General features: G+C 36.0%; 15 protein-coding genes. 1 reads left to right on the top strand and 14 read right to left on the bottom strand.

Annotated elements, in window-relative coordinates; all coding sequences use genetic code 11:
- Nucleotides 1–63 precede the first annotated feature (63 nt).
- Nucleotides 64–951 carry a YicC/YloC family endoribonuclease gene (locus BKP45_RS19620; protein WP_071390860.1) on the bottom strand — a complete coding sequence of 296 codons (888 nt, stop codon included), beginning with the start codon at nucleotides 949–951 and terminating at the stop codon, nucleotides 64–66.
- Between the two features lie 519 nt (nucleotides 952–1,470).
- Entirely contained in the window at nucleotides 1,471–4,179 is a 2,709-nt protein-coding gene (locus BKP45_RS19615; RefSeq protein ID WP_071390859.1) for a calcium-translocating P-type ATPase, SERCA-type, read from the bottom strand.
- Between the two features lie 152 nt (nucleotides 4,180–4,331).
- Between BKP45_RS19615 and BKP45_RS19610 the strand changes: the two genes are divergently transcribed.
- Complete coding sequence (locus tag BKP45_RS19610) at nucleotides 4,332–6,041, top strand: Rqc2 family fibronectin-binding protein (RefSeq protein ID WP_071390858.1); 1,710 nt, start codon at nucleotides 4,332–4,334, stop codon at nucleotides 6,039–6,041.
- 101 nt (nucleotides 6,042–6,142) lie between these two features.
- Here the strand turns inward: BKP45_RS19610 and pyrE are convergent, their stop codons facing one another.
- From pyrE to lspA, 12 genes are all read right to left on the bottom strand, one after another.
- The gene (gene pyrE, locus BKP45_RS19605) at nucleotides 6,143–6,772 is read right to left on the bottom strand and encodes an orotate phosphoribosyltransferase (protein ID WP_071390857.1); all 630 of its coding nucleotides are present in this window, start codon (nucleotides 6,770–6,772) and stop codon (nucleotides 6,143–6,145) included.
- On the bottom strand, nucleotides 6,753–7,490 hold the full coding sequence (gene pyrF / locus BKP45_RS19600) for an orotidine-5'-phosphate decarboxylase (RefSeq protein ID WP_071390856.1): 738 nt from the start codon (nucleotides 7,488–7,490) through the stop codon (nucleotides 6,753–6,755). Before pyrF ends, pyrE begins: the two co-directional genes overlap by 20 nt.
- Entirely contained in the window at nucleotides 7,487–8,398 is a 912-nt protein-coding gene (locus BKP45_RS19595; protein WP_071309829.1) for a dihydroorotate dehydrogenase, read from the bottom strand. Before BKP45_RS19595 ends, pyrF begins: the two co-directional genes overlap by 4 nt.
- Complete coding sequence (locus BKP45_RS19590) at nucleotides 8,395–9,171, bottom strand: dihydroorotate dehydrogenase electron transfer subunit (RefSeq protein WP_071390855.1); 777 nt, start codon at nucleotides 9,169–9,171, stop codon at nucleotides 8,395–8,397. Before BKP45_RS19590 ends, BKP45_RS19595 begins: the two co-directional genes overlap by 4 nt.
- Nucleotides 9,168–12,383, bottom strand: a complete 3,216-nt coding sequence (gene carB / locus BKP45_RS19585) for a carbamoyl-phosphate synthase large subunit (RefSeq protein WP_071390854.1) — start codon at nucleotides 12,381–12,383, stop codon at nucleotides 9,168–9,170. Before carB ends, BKP45_RS19590 begins: the two co-directional genes overlap by 4 nt.
- 4 nt (nucleotides 12,384–12,387) lie before the next feature.
- Nucleotides 12,388–13,482: a carbamoyl phosphate synthase small subunit gene (locus BKP45_RS19580; RefSeq protein WP_071390853.1), complete on the bottom strand. Its 1,095-nt coding sequence runs from the start codon at nucleotides 13,480–13,482 to the stop codon at nucleotides 12,388–12,390.
- A complete protein-coding gene (locus tag BKP45_RS19575) occupies nucleotides 13,479–14,765 on the bottom strand; it encodes a dihydroorotase (protein ID WP_071390852.1) in 1,287 nt (428 codons plus the stop codon). The genes BKP45_RS19580 and BKP45_RS19575 overlap by 4 nt, the downstream gene beginning before the upstream one ends.
- Nucleotides 14,758–15,663 carry an aspartate carbamoyltransferase catalytic subunit gene (locus tag BKP45_RS19570; RefSeq protein ID WP_071390851.1) on the bottom strand — a complete coding sequence of 302 codons (906 nt, stop codon included), beginning with the start codon at nucleotides 15,661–15,663 and terminating at the stop codon, nucleotides 14,758–14,760. The genes BKP45_RS19575 and BKP45_RS19570 overlap by 8 nt, the downstream gene beginning before the upstream one ends.
- Before the next feature lie 273 nt (nucleotides 15,664–15,936).
- Nucleotides 15,937–17,250: a uracil permease gene (gene uraA / locus BKP45_RS19565; RefSeq protein WP_071390850.1), complete on the bottom strand. Its 1,314-nt coding sequence runs from the start codon at nucleotides 17,248–17,250 to the stop codon at nucleotides 15,937–15,939.
- Nucleotides 17,251–17,382: 132 nt separating this feature from the next.
- Entirely contained in the window at nucleotides 17,383–17,934 is a 552-nt protein-coding gene (gene pyrR, locus BKP45_RS19560; protein WP_071390849.1) for a bifunctional pyr operon transcriptional regulator/uracil phosphoribosyltransferase PyrR, read from the bottom strand.
- Between the two features lie 206 nt (nucleotides 17,935–18,140).
- Nucleotides 18,141–19,064, bottom strand: a complete 924-nt coding sequence (locus tag BKP45_RS19555) for an RluA family pseudouridine synthase (protein ID WP_071390848.1) — start codon at nucleotides 19,062–19,064, stop codon at nucleotides 18,141–18,143.
- The gene (gene lspA, locus BKP45_RS19550; protein WP_071390847.1) at nucleotides 19,065–19,529 is read right to left on the bottom strand and encodes a signal peptidase II; all 465 of its coding nucleotides are present in this window, start codon (nucleotides 19,527–19,529) and stop codon (nucleotides 19,065–19,067) included. It lies immediately after the preceding gene.
- Between the last annotated feature and the right edge of the window lie 85 nt (nucleotides 19,530–19,614).

The raw sequence follows: 19,614 nt of genomic DNA, 5'->3' as shown, positions 1-19,614 counted from the left end.
TATTATAACCAGAACTTTGGTCATTTTAACACCTTTTTCTTTCAAATAATATTAATTATATAATTATTCAATATTTTGAACTTGTTCTTTGATTTTTTCAAGCTCCGCCTTTAACTCTACCACTTGTTTATTAATATGTATATCATTAGATTTTGAACCTATTGTATTTGCTTCCCGATTCATTTCTTGAACAAGAAAATCTAACTTCCTACCTACTGCATTTCCTTTATTTTGCTCGATAATGAATAAGAACTGATCAAGATGGCTTTTCAACCTAATTAGTTCTTCATCAACATTTGCTTTATCGGCATAGATCGCAACTTCTGTTAGGATCCGAGCTTCTTCAATTTCTAGTTTACCAGTTAAAAACTCATCTACTCTTTTTAATAACCTCTCGTGATAGGTCTCAATTACTTTAGGAGCATTTGTTGAAATGTCGTCAGTCAAGTTATGAAGATTCTCAAGTCTTAATTTCAAATCATTACAAAGACTTTCTCCTTCTTTTTGACGCATTTTAAGTAATTCTAAAACTGCTTTCTCACATGTAGTAATAATATCATCAACAAGAGTGTCCGATTGATTTTCTTTTTCTATCACTGTTACAACATCAGGGTGAATAATAATTTTTTCCAAATTAAAATCTTGTTCCACACCTAATTTTTTTTCTGCTGTTTCAAAAACTTGACGAAACTCAGTTAACAAATTCCAATCAACTTGCAGCGTTCGTTGAACTAATCCATCCCCTTCAATTGTTAGGAACACATCGACTTTACCTCGCTGAACAAAATGATTTACTTGCTTCTTTAATCGATCTTCTAAAAAAAGAAATTGGCGTGGCATTCGTATAGTTACTTCTGAAAACCGATGATTTACTGATTTCATTTCTACGTTAATTCGATAATTTTCTTTTTCAATAAATGCTTGACCATATCCAGTCATACTTACTATCATATCTATCACATCCACTTCTCTATTCTAACCAATTTTACCATTATCAACAAGTTTAGGAAACAGAAACAACATGAACGTTAATTTTTTATTATAGTTAGAATAGTTTTTTAAATTATAGTTATTTGCTACAAAAATACTTGTCGATTTAGATAGAGAATGAAACAAAATAAAGAGGCTTATTTAATGCTCCAACTTTATTTTACTAATATAGTTAGGAACACATCAAATTAGAGCCTCTTTTTAATTAAGTGAATTTCTACATTACCAAAAACGAGCTGAATAAAGCTGCTAATGGGCGTTCCTTCATCTCCTACTGTTTGTTTGCTTAACTTATACTACAGGCATAAGAATAACTAATCAACTTCACTGATGAAAGTTATAGTATATCGGGACCTATTGGGCAGTTAATCCCACACCTAAGGAGTGGGATTAATCTATATTTAGCTACAAATGATTAAACGAAACTAGATCTGGCATCATTGTAGTGAGAATAAAGCGTCATGGTATTCATTAATTCATTTATTTTCTCTTAAATATGTGAAACCCCGCTAATGCAATGGTTGGAATAGATGCAAGCCCTACGACTAGCAACCATTCACGTACCCCTAAACCAACGGTATGAAATACAGGTTGTAAAGGCGGGAAGTACATGACACCTAACATTAACACAAGCGAAGATAAGACTGCTAATACTAAATATATATTTTGAAGTGGATTTCGGTGAAATACAGAGTGCTCACTTCGGCAATCGAAAACATGAATGAGTTGCGCCATTACTAACGTTGCAAAAGCTACTGTTTGAGCTTTTATTAGTTCTTGTGGATTCGCAGTTAATGTTAACCAAAATGCAATAATTGTAACGGTTCCAATCATAAACCCACGGCTTACAATTTTCCATGCCAACCCTCTAGCAAAGACACTCTCCATCGGATGACGTGGTTTACGTTTCATTACGTCGCCCTCTGCTTGATCAAGCCCTAATGCCATCGCTGGTAAACCATCGGTAACTAAATTGATCCATAAAATTTGGATAGCCACTAAAGGTAACGGCATACCGAGCAACATTGCAAATAGCATAACTAATATCTCACCAACATTAGATGCGAGCATATAGCGAATAAATTTACGAATATTGTCATAAATATTTCTTCCTTCTTTAATTGCCGCTTTAATTGTCGCAAAGTTATCATCGCTAAGGACAAGGGATGATGCCTCTTTTGCAACATCTGTCCCTGTTATCCCCATAGCAACCCCAATATTCGCAGCTTTAATTGCTGGAGCATCGTTAACACCATCACCTGTCATTGCAACAATATGTCCTTTAGCCTGAAGTGCTTTCACTATTTTAAGTTTATGTTCTGGAGATACACGTGCATAAACATAAATATCTTCAACGACTTCCTCTAAATCTTTTACACTCATTTTTGCCAACGTATTCCCGTCCATAATTTTACCGTGACTAGGTAATATGTTTAACTGCTCTGCAATAGCCCTAGCTGTAATTAAATGATCGCCTGTAATCATAATAGTCTTAATTCCTGCCTGTCGACATTCAATAATTGAATTTCTTACTTCAGGTCTAGGAGGATCGATCATACCTTCAAGTCCAATAAACGTTAATTTACTTTCAACTACATCTTCTGAGTGAAGAGGAGTATTTCTTTCAATCTCTTTAAAAGCTATAGCAATCGTGCGTAGTGCTTGGGATGCAAGATTATCAATTGCACTGACAACCGCAGTTTCTTTGTCTGTGGTTAAAGATTGTCGTCGTTCATCCCATAAAATATGCTCACTTCTACGGAGTAAGACATCAGGGGCACCTTTTGTTACAACAAAACGTTTACCATCTCTTCTTCTTTCAACAACGACACTCATCATTTTTCGAGTCGATTCAAACGGAAACTCTTCGATAATTTCGTATTCTTTTACTAAGGACTCTCTATCAATCCCAGCTTTGTTAGCACTAACAGCTAACGCTCCTTCTGTTGGATCTCCATCAATTGTATATTCCTTTTTTGTCTTGGAAAGTAACCCTTCTTTTACTTCTTTTGTGACTACCTTTGCATTGTTACATAAAGCTCCAAATGTTAACAATTGGTATAAAGTTTTTTCCATTTCTACATTTAACTTTTTTCCATTAAGGAAGAAATCACCCTTAGGAACATACCCCGTACCTGAGACACTCCATGTTTTTCCACCCGACCATAATTTTGTAACTGTCATTTTATTTTGTGTTAACGTACCTGTTTTATCAGAACAAATCACTGAGGCGCAACCTAATGTTTCTACTGCGGGTAACTTTCGGACAATTGCTTTTCGTTTTATCATTCGTTGTACACCTAATGCAAGTGCCACAGTAACAATTGCAGGTAAACCTTCAGGTATGGCAGCTACTGCAAGAGAAACCCCTGCTAGAAACATCGTATAAGCATCTTGACCTTGGTAAACCCCAATGACAACGACTAAGGCTGTCAGTATGAGAGCAACAATAATCAAAATTTTACCAAGTTGTTCAAGTTTACGTTGTAAAGGAGTTACCATCGTTTCTGCAGATTGTAAAAGATGGGCAATTTTCCCCATTTCTGTTTTCATTCCAGTTGCAACAATTACTCCTGTTCCACTTCCTTGCGTGACCATTGTCCCCATAAATGCCATGTTTTCTTGATCACCTATCGAAAGATCCTCTCCAGAAAGGACAACTTCCGTTTTTTGTACCGGAACTGATTCGCCTGTCAGTGCTGATTCTTCCACTCTAAGTCCTTTGGATTGGATAATTCGAACATCAGCTCCGACCCGGTCCCCACTAATAATTTTAACAATGTCACCAACAACAACATCACTAGAAGGAATTTTCGTCCATTGCCCATCTCTAAGTACGTTCATTTGGGGAGCGGAGAGTTCTTTTAAGGCAGCTAACGACTTCTCTGCTTTTCTTTCTTGAATAAAGCCTAAGACTCCATTTAAAAGGACAATAACAATAATTGTAATGGCATCAATATATTCACCTAGTAACCCAGATATTAAAGTCGCTACCAATAAAACAATGACCATGAAATCTTTAAATTGGGATAAAAACAGGAATAAAGCCGGTATACTTTCACCTTCATCCAGTTTGTTAAACCCAAATTGTTTTAGCCTTTTATCCGCCTCCTTTTGTGATAACCCACTAGAAAATTCTGATCGTGTCATTTTTTCAACGTCTTTTATTTCGCGATCATACCACTTCACATACATCACCCCACATCTGTTTCATTTAACGTCTGACTTGTCCTTCAAACTATCTTTATTCAGGCAAGTCCAAAAAAATGCTATACTGTTAAGTGAAGCTATATAAAAAAGTGTGGAATTCGTAAAATTAAGGTAGTAATGGAGTGAATATAATGTCATTTGACGGAACAATTGTACATGCAGTGGTAAAAGAACTAAATAATACTTTACTAACTGGAAAAATAACTAAAATATATCAACCTTATAAAACAGAATTAGTCTTTACAATTCGGGCAAAAGGCTCAACAAAACAATTACTTATTTCTGCAAATCCAAGTTTTGCACGATTACATTTAACAAATGAAAAGCTAGATAACCCTTCTGAACCGCCGATGTTTTGTATGTTATTACGAAAACATTTAGAGGGTGGAATAATTGAGGAAATAAAACAATTAGATTTAGAAAGAATTATAACTATTAAAATTAGAGCTCGAAACGAACTAGGTGATATAACTTATAAGAAGTTAATGGTTGAGATTATGGGACGTCACAGCAATATCGTATTATTAGATGAAATAGACGACAAAATATTGGATAGTATTAAACATTTATCACCTGGGATAAATAGTTATCGAACCATTTTACCAGGACATACATATAAACTTCCACCAGAGCAAGAAAAGTTGAACCCACTGGAAATTGATGAGAACACATTTATTAAAAAAATAGATTTTAACGCTGGTAAAATAGACACTCAGATTGTAAAACAGTTTTCAGGGTTGTCTCCACAAATAGCAACCGAAATCATATATTCAGCAGGACTAGTAAATCGAGAAACCTTAACCAAAACTTTCTTTGAGGTAATAGATTTGCTAAAAAATAATAAATTCGAGCCACAAATAACTGTTTCCGAGAAAAAGGGATATTTTTCAATTATCCCTTTAACACACATAAAAGGAACGAATCAAACGTTTACGTCCGTTAGCGAGATGCTCACCAGGTTTTACTTTGGAAAAGCAGAACGAGATCGAGTTCACCAGCAAGCAAATGACTTAGAGCGGTTTCTTAAAAATGAATACCAAAAAAATAAAACAAAAATAAAAAAGCTTAGGCTAACATTAAAGAATGCAGAAGATGCAGCAAAATACCGCAAATTTGGTGAACTTTTAACTGCTTACTTACATGAAATAAAAAAGGGTGAAAAACATATAGAAGTAATTGATTTCTATGATGAAGAAGGAAAATCAATTATGATTACCCTTGATCCAAGAAAAAATCCTTCTGAAAATGCTCAAAGTTATTTTAAAAAGTACAATAAAGCTAAAAACTCTTTAGATATAGTGCAAGAACAAATTAATAAAGCAAATGATGAACTCATATACTTAGAAGAAATTTTGAGTCAAGTGGAAACAGCAGCCCCTAAAGATATTGCCGAAATACGCGAGGAGCTTGTTGAAGGCGGTTATCTGCGCAATCGAAACAAGAAACAAACCAAAAAACAAAAAGAAACTAAACCGAATTTAGAAGAATATAAGTCCTCATCCGGATTAGATATTTTAGTTGGAAAAAATAATAAGCAAAACGAATATTTAACCAACAAATTAGCAAGACGTGACGAAACGTGGTTACATACAAAGGATATTCCTGGATCGCATGTGGTGATTAAAAGTAATCAAGTTGATGAAAAGACATTAATAGAAGCCGCGACAATCGCAGCCTACTTCAGTAAAGCACGTCAATCAAGCTCGGTACCTGTTGATTTTACACTTATAAAACACGTGAAAAAACCGAGTGGATCAAGACCAGGATATGTTATTTACGACAATCAAACAACACTTTATGTTACTCCAGATGAAGAGCTTGTTAGAAACTTAAGAAAATAGTAAGCGTGTAGCTTTGTCACGAGAACCTAACTAAAAATAATATGCAGTTTCTTAAATCAAAAAAACGCTTGTGTGTAACACACAAGCGTTTTTAATTACTTTTAAGCCAGCCAATCCAACGTAGCTGGATTGTTACGCCATTTTTTTAATTTTTCTAAATCGGTATCCGTAATCATTTTTCGTTCATTTGCTACTTCTATTAACGTGGAGTAGTCGGTAATCGTATAATACTCTAACTCTGCATCTTCTAACTGTTTATTTCCTTTTTCTAACCCATATGTAAAAATGGCTACAACTCCAAGGACATTTACACCAGCTTCAAGCAAGGCTTCTTTCGTTGTTATGACGCTCCCACCTGTAGAAATTAAGTCTTCCACAATTACGACGTTTTGTCCTGGCTTTACAAGACCTTCGATTTGATTTCCTTTCCCATGCTCTTTTGCTTTACCACGTACATATACCATAGGTAAATTTAAATTTTCACTTACCCAAGCAGCATGCGGAATTCCTGCTGTAGCTGTACCTGCTACCACATCAACTGAAGGAAAATGCTTAGTGATTAATTCTTCTAATCCAATAGCAATCTTTCTACGTACTAATGGATAAGAAAGAGTTAAACGATTGTCACAATAAATTGGTGATTTTATCCCTGATGTCCATGTAAAAGGATCATTTGGACGAAGATGTACTGCTTCGATTTCTAGTAAATGATTAGCTAATTGTCGTTTCACTTATATCATTCCATTCATTTTTAATTTTAAGGTAAGCTTCAAGTGGATTTTTACTTGCTGTAATACTTCTACCAACAACTATAAAGTCGCTTCCTAAACTTTTTGCTTGCTTCGGTGTCGTAATTCTTTGTTGATCATCTTTAGAGTCACCAATCATTCTAATTCCAGGTGTAACGGTAAGGAAGGAAGTTCCACAAGATTCTTTTACTAAAGGTACTTCTAAAGGCGAAGATACGACGCCATCAAGACCACTCTCATTTGCTAGTTTTGCATAATGAACGACAACGTCTTCAATGTTACCGTTTATTTTTAGCTGCTCTTGCATCACTTCTTGACTTGTACTCGTAAGTTGTGTCACAGCTATACACATCGGTCGTTCTTTGCCACTAACAGTCCCTGCTACTAACCCTTCTAGAGCTCGTTCCATCATCAAACGCCCACCTGCAGCGTGAACATTAACAATGTCAACGTCAAGGCGCGCAAGTGATTTCATTGCTTTACCAACTGTATTTGGAATATCATGAAGTTTTAAATCTAAAAAGATATTATGGCCTTTATCTTTTAATTTATGAAGCAAATTATTCCCACAACTATAGTAAAGCTCCATACCTACCTTCAAAAATAGTTGTTCGTCGTCAAATTTATCAATTAATTCCCAAACTTGACTTTCTTCTGAATAATCTAGGGCTATGATGATTGGATTTTTGTTTATGTTCATTTCCAACTGCCCCCTATTAATTCCGAAATATGATCTACTCCTAACTCATCAAGAGCCCGCGGTAAATCTTCGATGATCGTTGGACATACAAATGGATCAACAAAATTAGCAGTCCCAACTGCAACACAACTTGCACCTGCTAAGAAAAATTCTATAACGTCCTCTGCCGTTGTAATTCCACCCATTCCAATAATTGGGATCGATACAGCTTGACTTACTTGATGGATCATTCTAATTGCTACCGGTTTGATCGCAGGACCAGAAAGTCCACCAGCACCATTTGCTAAAATCGGTTTGCGTTTCTTTAAATCAATACGCATTCCAAGTAAAGTGTTAATCATTGATAGTCCGTCCGCCCCAGCTTCTTCTACAGCTACTGCCATTTCAACGATATCTGTTACATTTGGTGATAGCTTTACGTAAACAGGAACTTCAGATACTTCCTTGACAAGTTTCGTAAGTTCACTTGCCACTTTTGGATTTGTACCAAAAGTTATCCCGCCTTCTTTCACATTAGGACAAGATATATTTAGCTCTAAAGCATGGACATTCTTAGATTTCGATATTTTTTCTGCGACTTCAATATAATCTTCAGTCTTTGTTCCTGCAACATTTGCTACAATTGGAACATCATATTTTTCAAGCCACACAAGTTCATTTTCGATAACTTTTTCAAGGCCTGGATTTTGTAATCCAATTGCATTAAGCATTCCACTAGATGTTTCAGCAACTCTAGGTGTTGGATTTCCAAACCTTGTTTCAACTGTTGTTGCTTTAATGGCAATCGCACCTAGCTTACTTAGGTCATATAACTTAGCATACTCCTGACCAAATCCGAAACATCCAGATGCTGGCATGATTGGATTCTTCATTGAAAGTCCTGGAAGCTCTATATTTAATCTACTCATAGTTCTACCTCCCCAATCGGAAAGACTGGTCCATCAGTACATATCTTTTTATATTCTGTACGAGTTTTGTCGTTTTGGACATGACATACACAGGCAAAACAGGCACCTATTCCACATCCCATACGTTCTTCCAATGATAAAAAGCCTTTCTTCTCTGGGAAAGTTGCTTCGATGGCTTTTAACATAGGTGTTGGCCCACATGAGTAAATGACATCAAAATTAAGTTGTTTATCGGTAATTACATCAATAACCGTGCCTTTTTCGCCATATGTACCGTCAATTGTTGTTACATAAGTTTCACCTAATTGAACGAATTTTTCTTCGTAAAAGACGTCTTTGCTACTACTAAATCCTAACACGTGAATCACTTGGACCCCCATATTTCTAAGCTGTAATGATAATTCATATAATGGTGGAACTCCAATCCCACCACCAATTAAAATAGCAGTATTAGAAGCTTCTACTTCATTTAGTGGAAAACCATTACCAAGTGGCCCTAAAACAGACACCATTTCACCAGCCTGTTTAAGTGCTAACATATTTGTTCCTCTTCCACCAGCACGGTATATAACCGTAAGTTCGCCTTTATCTTTATTTATTTGTGCAATACTAATCGGACGTCTTAATAGCGGATCAGTTCCTTCACTTACTTTTAAATGAAGGAATTGACCTTGATTACATAGGCGTACAAGAGCCTCGCCACGAAGGACGAGCTCATACACACTATCTGCTATTTTATGTTGACTTATTACTTCCATATTTTCAACGATCATTTTAAAGTCACCGCCGTTTTTTGTTCCTCAAATGATGGCATTGGCTCTGATGCAAATGTAATTAATTCTAATACACGTAACAATGCTTCCGCAGTGTCCATGCTTGTTAAACACACCACGCCATTTTCAACGGCTTCACGACGAATTCTAAACCCATCACGGAGTGGTTGCTTTCCTTTTGTTAACGTATTAATGACAAACTGTGCATGACCTTTACGAATAACATCTAACATATGTGGCTCTTCTCCACCAATTTTGTTTACTACTGTCACAGGGATATTATCTTCTTTCACAACTGCCGCTGTACCTTCTGTTGCAAGTATATGATATCCAATTCGGTGGAAACGACGTACTAACTCCATTGCTTCTTCTTTATCTTTGTCTGCTACAGTGAATAGTACTGACCCATGTGTAGGAATTTTCATTCCTGAAGCTACTAAGCCTTTATAAAGAGCTTTTGCCAACGAATAATCTCGTCCCATAACCTCACCAGTAGATTTCATCTCAGGCCCAAGCGTAATATCAACATCACGTAGTTTCGCAAACGAGAATACTGGTACCTTTACGGAAACTTCTTTTGGTTCTGGTACATATCCTGTTTTATAACCTAAGTCGTTAAGGTTAATTCCTAATATCGCCTTTGTTGCTAAGTTAGCCATTGGTACACCCGTAATTTTACTTAAAAATGGAACCGTACGACTAGAACGAGGATTTACTTCTAACACATAAACTTCATCTTCATGAAGTACGAATTGAATGTTCAACAAACCAACAATGTTTAAACCTTTAGCTAGTTTAATCGTTCTTTCAACAATCTTATCCTTCGTTTCTTTTGATAAGCTTTGTGGTGGGTATACTGCAATGGAGTCACCAGAATGAACACCAGCTCTTTCGATATGCTCCATAATTCCTGGAATAACTACAGTCTCACCATCACAAATAGCATCTACTTCAATTTCCTTACCAATTAAATAACGGTCAATTAAAACAGGGTGCTTCGGATTAACCTTAGCTGCATTTTCCATATAACGAAGTAATTCAGCTTCGTAATAAACAATCTCCATAGCACGCCCACCTAATACGTAAGAAGGACGAACTAAAACAGGATAGCCAATTGTACGAGCAATTTCTACTGCTTGATCAACACTTGTTGCTGTACGACCTAATGGTTGTGGTACTTGAAGCTGTTGTAGGGCTTGTTCAAACTTATCACGATTTTCTGCACGGTCCATGTCTTCTAGAGAAGTTCCTAAAATCTTAACACCACGAGCTTCTAACTCTTCCGCTAAGTTGATTGCTGTTTGACCACCAAATTGCACAATAACTCCTAGTGGTTTTTCGTGATTAATAATATGCATAACATCTTCTACAGCTAACGGTTCAAAGTATAATTTATCTGAAATACTGAAATCAGTAGATACCGTTTCAGGATTATTGTTAATAATAATGGCTTCATAACCAGCTTCTTTAATTGCTAGGACAGTGTGAACTGTTGCGTAGTCAAACTCAATCCCTTGACCGATACGAATTGGACCAGACCCTAAAACAACGATACTCTTTTTATCTGTAATAATTGATTCATTTTCTTCTTCATAAGTTCCGTAGTAATATGGCGTAGCTGAAGCAAACTCAGCTGCACACGTATCAACCATTTTATACACCGGAACAATACCTTTTTCATAACGGAATTTATAGACATCATTTTCAGTACAATTCCAAAATGAAGCAATCGCATCGTCTGAAAATCCTAGTTCTTTCGCTTCTTGAAGAATTTCTTGATTAAATGCTTCTGCTTTTAACGTTTCTTCAAATTGTACGATACCTAAAATCTTATTTAAGAAGAAACGATCAATTTTCGTTAGTTCCCACAATTGCTCAACTGTATACCCACGACGCATAGCTTCAGCAACAATAAACAAACGCTCATCATCAGCTTTTTGTAGGCGGTGGTCCATCTCTTCTTGTGTAAGAGATTTTAATTTTTCAATTTCCAAGTGTAATACATTTGCTTCTAATGAACGTACAGCCTTTAGTAACGACTCTTCTAAGTTTCTTCCTATAGCCATTACTTCTCCTGTTGCTTTCATTTGCGTTCCAAGTGTACGATTTGCAGCTTCAAATTTATCGAAAGGCCAACGTGGAATTTTCGAAACAACATAATCTAGGGCTGGTTCAAAACTTGCATACGTTGTTTTTGTTATTGGGTTCATAATCTCATCAAGAGCATAACCAACGGCAATTTTTGCTGCGATTTTTGCAATCGGGTAACCTGTAGCTTTTGAAGCTAGTGCTGAAGAACGACTCACACGTGGGTTAACCTCGATAATGTAGTACTGATAGCTATCAGGATCTAATGCAAATTGTACGTTACATCCACCTTCAATTCCTAATGCACGAATAATTTTCAATGAAGAATTACGTAACATTTGATATTCACGATCTGATAATGTTTGGCTTGGTGCTACAACAATTGAGTCACCAGTATGAATACCTACTGGGTCTATATTTTCCATATTACAAACAACGATAGCTTGATCTTTACCATCACGCATTACTTCATACTCGACTTCTTTGAACCCAGCAATACTTTTTTCGACTAAACATTGAGTTACGGGGCTATACTTTAAACCACTCGTAACAATTTCAATTAAATCTTCTTCGTTATATACTAGGCCACCACCAGTTCCACCTAATGTGTATGCTGGACGAACAATAATTGGATAACCAATTTCTTGAACAAACTCATAAGCTTCTTCAAGAGTATGAATAATAGCACTTGGTGGTACTGGCTCATTTAAATCGTTCATAAGTGTACGGAATAAATCACGATCTTCTGCTTGTTCAATAGAGTGAAGCTTCGTTCCTAAAAGTTCAATATTAAACTCATCTAATATTCCTGACTTTTGTAGTTCAACCGCCATATTTAATCCTGTTTGTCCACCTAAAGTAGGTAACAAACCGTCTGGTTGTTCTTGTCTAATAATACGACTAACAAATTCATACGTAATTGGTTCAATGTAGACTTTATCAGCCATGGAAGTATCTGTCATAATTGTAGCCGGATTGGAGTTAATTAAAATAACTTCGTAACCCTCTTCTTTTAATGCTTGACACGCTTGCGTCCCTGCATAATCAAACTCTGCAGCTTGTCCTATAACAATTGGTCCTGAACCGATTACTAATATCTTTTTTATATCATTACGTTTTGGCATGTTGTTACCCCCTAGCTAGCGTCTTTGCTTCAATATTTTTTTCCATTAAATTCATAAAGCGTTCAAACAAATCGTTGGCATCTTCTGGTCCTGGAGATGCTTCTGGATGATATTGAACACTAAAGGCTGGATAATCAAGATGTTCAATTCCTTCAACTGTCCCATCATTAACAGAAATATGAGTGATAGTTAATCTTGTATCTTTAATTGATGACTCTTCTACTGTATATCCGTGGTTTTGTGCAGTGATATCAATCTTTCCTGTAATTAATTCTTTTACAGGATGATTTGACCCACGATGACCGAACTTAAGTTTTGTTGTTTTCGCTCCACAAGCTAGTGCTAACAATTGATGACCTAAACAAATCCCAAATATCGGTTTTTTACCTAAAAGCTCTTTTAACATCTCAATAGCTTCTGGAACACTTACAGGGTCCCCTGGGCCATTACTGAGCATAATTCCATCTGGGTTTAAACGTAAAATTTCTTCACAAGTAGTATTATACGGCACAACAACAACATCACAATTTCGATTATTTAATTCGCGAAGGATACCTTTTTTCATCCCAAAGTCTACTAAAACAACACGGAAGCCTCGACCTGGACTATTGTATGATTCCTTTGTAGAAACCATTGATACTTGATTTTCGATGAGTGGAGTGCCTTTAAGTTCACGAACAACCTCATCAACATTCACATCCATTGAACAAAGTTTCCCTTTCAGAACCCCATGCTCACGTATCATGCGAGTAAGTTTTCTTGTATCAATCCCTTCTAATCCTGGGATATCAAGAGCTTTTAATAACTCATCTATTGATTCTTCATTGCGCCAATTACTTGGATATTTGGCAGCTTCTTTCACAATTAGACCATTAATGGATGGCTTGATTGACTCAAAGTCATCACGATTTATACCGTAATTCCCGATTAGTGGATATGTTAATGTAACGATTTGTGAACAATACGAAGGATCAGATAAAATTTCTTGGTAACCTGTCATACCTGTATTAAACACAACCTCTCCCATTTGCTCACGCTCACTACCAAAAGCTTTTCCAACAAAAACAGTTCCATTTTCTAATATTAATTGACGTTTCATGCAGTTGCCCCTTCCTTTTTCCAAGCAATTTCACCATTTACAATTGTTAATACAGGCCAGCCCTTACATTCCCACCCTGCAAAAGGAGTATTTTTCCCCTTAGATAAAAAGTTATCTGGATCAATCTTTTCAGTGTGATTTAGATCTATAACAGTAATATCAGCCTTCCCTCCAACTTCCAGAGTACCGTATGGTAAGCCAAAAGCCTCACATGGCTTTGAAGTTAAAAGAGTTACTAATTCTTTTAGCGTTATTATTTCTTTTTCAACAAAGTAAGTATATAAAAGCGGAAATGCTGTTTCCAACCCAACTATACCGAATGGAGAAAGCTCAATCGACTCACTTTTCTCCTCTAACGAATGTGGCGCATGATCAGTAGCGATAAAATCAATTGTCCCATCAAGTAGCCCTTCAATTAAAGCTACTTTATCCTCTGGACCTCTTAAAGGTGGATTCATTTTATAATTTGTATCTAGCCCAGGTATATCTTCATCAGATAATAATAAGTGATGTGGCGTTACTTCTGCTGTTACCCGAACTCCTGCGCGTTTTGCATCGCGAACAACTCGAACAGACTCTTTCGTACTAATATGGCAAACATGATAGTGTACTCCAGTAGCTTCCGCCAGAAGTACATCTCTAGCAATATGTACCGATTCACACACTGATGGTATTCCTCTCAGTCCCATTTTTTCAGAAAATTCACCTTCATGAACCGAACCTTTATTAATTAATGTTTCTTCTTCACAATGAGCTACAATCGCTTTATTAACTTTTTTTGCTTCTTTCATAGCTGCAAGCATCATATTTGCATTTTGTACACCAACACCATCGTCAGTAAAAGCAAATGCTCCACTTTCGGCTAGTTCTGAGAAGTTTGTTAATTCTTTTCCTAACTCACGAACAGTAATTGCTCCATAAGGTAGAACTCTAACAACTGCGTCTTCTTTAATCTTTTTATTTAACCACTCTAATTGTTCCTTTGAGTCGGGTACAGGACGAGTATTTGGCATTGCGGCAATTGAAGTAAATCCGCCGCGTGCTGCTGCTAGTGTCCCTGTTGCTATTGTTTCTTTATATTCACCACCTGGTTCTCTTAGATGAACGTGAAGGTCCACAAAGCCCGGTACTACTAATTTCCCCTCTACATCAATTACTTCGTTTCCGGCTACGTCAATATCCTTTTCTATTTTTATTATAGTATCATTCTCGATAAGAAGATCAATCTTATTTAATACCCCATCTGCCGTTAGAAATTTACCATTTTTTATTAATTTAGCCATTTAAAACAACCTCCTTTTTAAGTTGTAAAGCTCGTTTTAATACCGCTTGCCTTACAGCAACCCCGTTTGTCATTTGTTTAAATATACGAGATTTACTACACTCAACTAGCGAGCTAGCAATTTCTACGTCACGATTGATTGGTGCTGGATGCATGATAATACTTTTCGGTTTCATCTGAGCTTCTCTTTCAATAGTTAACCCAAAGATTTGATGGTATTCTTGTTTTGAAGAAATCATTTTAAAAGCATGGCGTTCATGTTGAATACGAAGCATCATCATTACATCTGCAAATTGTACTGCTTCATCCATACTCACATAATTACCATTTACCATTGTTTCATCCATCCACGGTTCTGGACCAGAAAAATATACATTTGCCCCTAATCTTTTTAGAACATCAGCATTGGATCTAGCTACTCGGCTATGACGAATATCACCAACAATTACGACATTTAAGCCAATGAATTTTCCAAATTCTTGTTGCATTGTTAATAAATCAAGTAAGCATTGAGTTGGATGGTGACCACATCCATCACCACCATTTATGATAGGAATAGAAATACCATCTACTAATTCATCAAAATAATGATCTTGAGGGTGTCGAATAACTACTGCATTTGTACCAATCGCTTCTAAAGTCTTCACCGTATCATATAAAGTTTCACCTTTTTGAACACTTGAAGATTGAGTCTCAAAATTTAATACTTGAAGTCCTAATTTTTTTTCCGCAACCTCAAAAGAAAACTTTGTACGTGTACTCGGCTCAAAAAAAAGATTTGCCACAAACTGCTCTTTTGCTGGTGTCCAAATTTTCCCTTCAGAAAACTGTTGTGCTTCAGATAGAATTTCGAGAATTTCTTCATTGTGAAGCTCTGTGATTGTTAATAAATGTTTCATTTTTCGTTCCCCTTTCAATGCTTACTTAACTTAATACGTTTTGTTTATTGTACCTCTATTAGCGATTTGTCATTAACCTAACTTTTAGCCTTAACAAAGTTATTTCTAAGAAAACATACATGCGTTTCATAACACACAAACCATTAACTTTCAAAAATAAAGCACCCTTACGTTTTTTTTCGTAAGGGTGCTCTAAAGAGAAGACATGAATACTCATTTCTCTGGAGTTAACACCCTTTCAAGTCTCTCTGTACTTCATTAAAGGGATTAATATTAAGCTGCAATTTTTTGCTCATTCGCATCATCTTCTACAAACATTGCATTAGTATCTACGTTCTCTCTTCCCGGTAATATAAGGTTTAAAACAATCCCAATGATTGTTGCCAAAGCCATACCTGCAATTTGAATAGTATCAGAAACTTGAATAAACGCTCCACCAATACCAATTACTAAAATTACTGATGAAATAATTAGGTTACGTTTTTTACCTAGATCAATTTTATTATCAATTAACATTCTTAACCCACTTGAAGCAATAATACCAAATAGAAGGATCGATACACCGCCCATAACCGCTGTAGGAATTGTTGAGATTAATGCAGCAATTTTACCTACAAAACCGAACATTATTGCTAACACCGCAGCACCACCGATAACAAAAACACTGTAAACACGAGTTAAAGCTACTACACCAATATTTTCACCATATGTTGTATTAGGTGGTCCACCTAGTACACTTGAAATCATTGTCGCTACCCCATCACCTAAAAGCGAGCGATGTAAACCAGGGTTTTTGATGAAATTTTTTCCCACTACTTTACTAAGAACCATTTGATCACCAATGTGTTCTGCTATTGTTACTACTGCAATTGGGACAATAATCAGTATAATTTCCCACGAAAATGCTGGAGTATACGTTACAAATGGAACAATAAAATCTGGCATTGCAAACCAAGCTGCATCTCTTACAGGTTGTAAATCAACAACACCTTGAAAGTATGCATATGTGTATCCACCAACTATACCGATTAGAATTGGAATAAGTCCGAAAAAACCTTTAAAGAACATTGATGCTAACACTGTAATTGCTAACGTTACAAGTGCGATTGAAAATAATACTCCACTATATTCACCTGTTACTTGATTATTCATTGCCATATTTATAGCAACACCTGCCAAACCTAAACCGATTACCATAATTACAGGACCAACAACGATTGGTGGCAAGATATTCATTAACCAACTGATTCCGCATTTCTTAATTACTATTGCTATTACTCCATAAACTAATCCCGCTACAAAACTTCCGACCATCGCTCCTTCAGGACCACCAATTGTTGAAGCCGCAATAATTGGCGCAATAAAAGCAAACGATGAACCTAAATATGCTGGTACTTGACCACGAGTAATAAATAAATATGCAAGTGTACCTAATCCACTAGAAATTAGCGCGACTGCTGGGCTTAGACCTACTAAATAAGGGACTAAGATTGTTGCTCCAAACATCGCAAACAAATGCTGTAAACTTAATACTAACCATTTATCAACCTTTGGTATTTCACGAATTCCTACTTCTTTGTTGTACATATAACATCTCTCCTCTTGATTTTCATACAAAAAACCTCTTTGATTTCACAAAGAGGTACGGTCATCCTTTTGAACTATCATTGAGCATAGTTCAGTAAGAGGAGTACCCCTTGCAAGCCTCACAGGACTCATTTAAAGGGAGGTTTTTTGTTCAATTGTAACTTCATCTTGGGTGTCAACTTCTGTAAGTTTTACAACGATCATTTCACTTTTTGATGTCGGTACATTTTTTCCTATATAATCTGGTCTTATTGGCAATTCGCGATGTCCACGATCAATTAGAACGGCTAACTGTATTTGTGAAGGCCTTCCGATATCGATAATGGCGTCTAAAGCTGCTCTAACTGTTCTTCCTGTATACAGGACATCATCAACTAGAATAACTTTTTTCTCATTTACATCAACCGGAAAAGATGTTCCTTTTAATAGTGGTTCTTTATTTGCTGACTTATGAGATAAATCATCGCGGTATAACGTAATATCTACTTCCCCAACGCTAATTTTAGAACCTTCAATTTCTTCTATCCGTTCTGCAAGTCGATTAGCAATAAAAATACCTCTTGTTTTAATTCCAATTAATATACAATCTTCAATTCCTTTATTGTGTTCAATAATTTCATGTGCGATCCTCGTTAATGCTCTTCTCACAGCTTGCTGATCAAGAATAACCGTTGCTTTAGACAAGTTGGCACCACCTTCATTACATATTTTCAGAACAATTCCCTTATAAAGAATAAACCTCTCACCGAAGATGAGAGGTTTATAAGCATACGTAAATTAACAGATTAATATCTGTACGTATCCTAAGTTCCTTCTCAGCCTCACGGGACTGTAATTAAAGGGCTAGTATGTTCTTTTCTCTTACATTATGACAAAATTCTTCAAACCTGTCAATTAGAAGTTTTTCTAATTTCATTTAACAAATGTTGAAAGTCTTCAGGTACATCTCTTTCAAAAGTTAACCTTTCGTTTGTAACTGGATGGGTGAATCCTAAAACAGCAGCATGTAGTGCTTGGCCGTTAATTGGTAACTTTAACGTCCTTGGCGGTCCATATTTTGGATCCCCTGCTATTGGGTGACCAATATATTTTAAATGAACACGAATTTGATGTGTTCTCCCTGTTTCAAGTGTGCACTCTATTAATGAAAAATCCTTTAGCCTTTCTAATACAGTAAAATGGGTTACAGCTTCCTTACTATTTTCATCAGTAACTGTCATACTTTGTCGATCTTGTCTATCTCTACCGATAGGGGCATCAATTGTTCCGTGATCATGCGCGATCACACCATGGGTAATTGCTTTATAGATCCTTGTCGTTGTTTTATCTTTTAATTGATTAACAAGTGATTCATGTGCTTTATCATTTTTTGCAACCATTAACAATCCTGATGTATCTTTGTCAATCCGATGAACGATCCCTGGACGTAGAACACCATTAATTCCTGATAAATCCTTACAATGGGCCATTAGACCATTAACTAAAGTTCCAGATAAATGCCCTGGCGCTGGGTGAACAACCATCCCTCTAGGTTTATTTACAACAAGGACATGTTGATCTTCATATACAATATCTAAATTCATTTCCTCTGGCTCAACATCTAAAATTTTAGGTTCTGGCACTTCTAACAATACTTTATCACCTTTTTGGCATTTATAATTACTTTTAATGTTCTTTCCATTTACTTTTAGGTTTCCTTCTTTCATCCATTGTTGGACTTGTGTTCGAGACCAATCATTATCTTGTGAGGAAATCCACTTATCTAAACGTTCGTTCTGAACCGCCTCATCAATTATCCATTCAAAATGTTCCATTCATTTGCTCTCCCTTGCATTTTTGTCTTCCATAAATATTTGTATCATTAATAGTCCTACTCCAACTACCAATGCCATATCTGCAACATTAAATATTGCAAAATCATATGTAAAAATGTAAACATCAATAAAATCAACAACTTCGCCACGGAATAATCTGTCAATAAAATTTCCAATTGCTCCACCCAATACTAAACCTAATGATACCCCAAGCAATTTACTTTGACTTGCATATTTGGTAAGATAGTAAACCACAAAAGCCACTACAAATGCAGTAACAATAAAAAATAACCACATCTGCCCTTGCAAAATACCAAACGCTGCGCCTTTATTTCGATGAGAAGTTAAATAAAATACTCTTTCAATAACAGGAATTTGTTGATTTAAATTCATTTTTGTAACAACTAACCATTTTGTTACTTGATCTAAAATTAGGACACTTAATGCTAATATATAATATTTCACTTTTGTTCCTCCGCTTCTCCATATGTTGCACACCTTCTTGATTTTAGCATAGGAGCGCGGTTTGAACAATTGATATCGTACTTCA

Source organism: Anaerobacillus alkalidiazotrophicus (genome assembly GCF_001866055.1).
This window is presented reverse-complemented; position numbering and strand designations above follow the sequence as displayed.

What these genes read in the sequence shown, in the direction of transcription:
- BKP45_RS19620 (WP_071390860.1), bottom strand. Translation starts at nt 951, where the DNA reads ATGATAGTAAGTATGACTGGATATGGTCAAGCATTTATTGAAAAAGAA.
- BKP45_RS19610 (WP_071390858.1), top strand. Translation starts at nt 4,332, where the DNA reads ATGTCATTTGACGGAACAATTGTACATGCAGTGGTAAAAGAACTAAAT.
- pyrF (WP_071390856.1), bottom strand. Translation starts at nt 7,490, where the DNA reads ATGAACATAAACAAAAATCCAATCATCATAGCCCTAGATTATTCAGAA.
- BKP45_RS19595 (WP_071309829.1), bottom strand. Translation starts at nt 8,398, where the DNA reads ATGAGTAGATTAAATATAGAGCTTCCAGGACTTTCAATGAAGAATCCA.
- BKP45_RS19590 (WP_071390855.1), bottom strand. Translation starts at nt 9,171, where the DNA reads ATGATCGTTGAAAATATGGAAGTAATAAGTCAACATAAAATAGCAGAT.
- carB (WP_071390854.1), bottom strand. Translation starts at nt 12,383, where the DNA reads ATGCCAAAACGTAATGATATAAAAAAGATATTAGTAATCGGTTCAGGA.
- BKP45_RS19580 (WP_071390853.1), bottom strand. Translation starts at nt 13,482, where the DNA reads ATGAAACGTCAATTAATATTAGAAAATGGAACTGTTTTTGTTGGAAAA.
- BKP45_RS19575 (WP_071390852.1), bottom strand. Translation starts at nt 14,765, where the DNA reads ATGGCTAAATTAATAAAAAATGGTAAATTTCTAACGGCAGATGGGGTA.
- BKP45_RS19570 (WP_071390851.1), bottom strand. Translation starts at nt 15,663, where the DNA reads ATGAAACATTTATTAACAATCACAGAGCTTCACAATGAAGAAATTCTC.
- uraA (WP_071390850.1), bottom strand. Translation starts at nt 17,250, where the DNA reads ATGTACAACAAAGAAGTAGGAATTCGTGAAATACCAAAGGTTGATAAA.
- BKP45_RS19555 (WP_071390848.1), bottom strand. Translation starts at nt 19,064, where the DNA reads ATGGAACATTTTGAATGGATAATTGATGAGGCGGTTCAGAACGAACGT.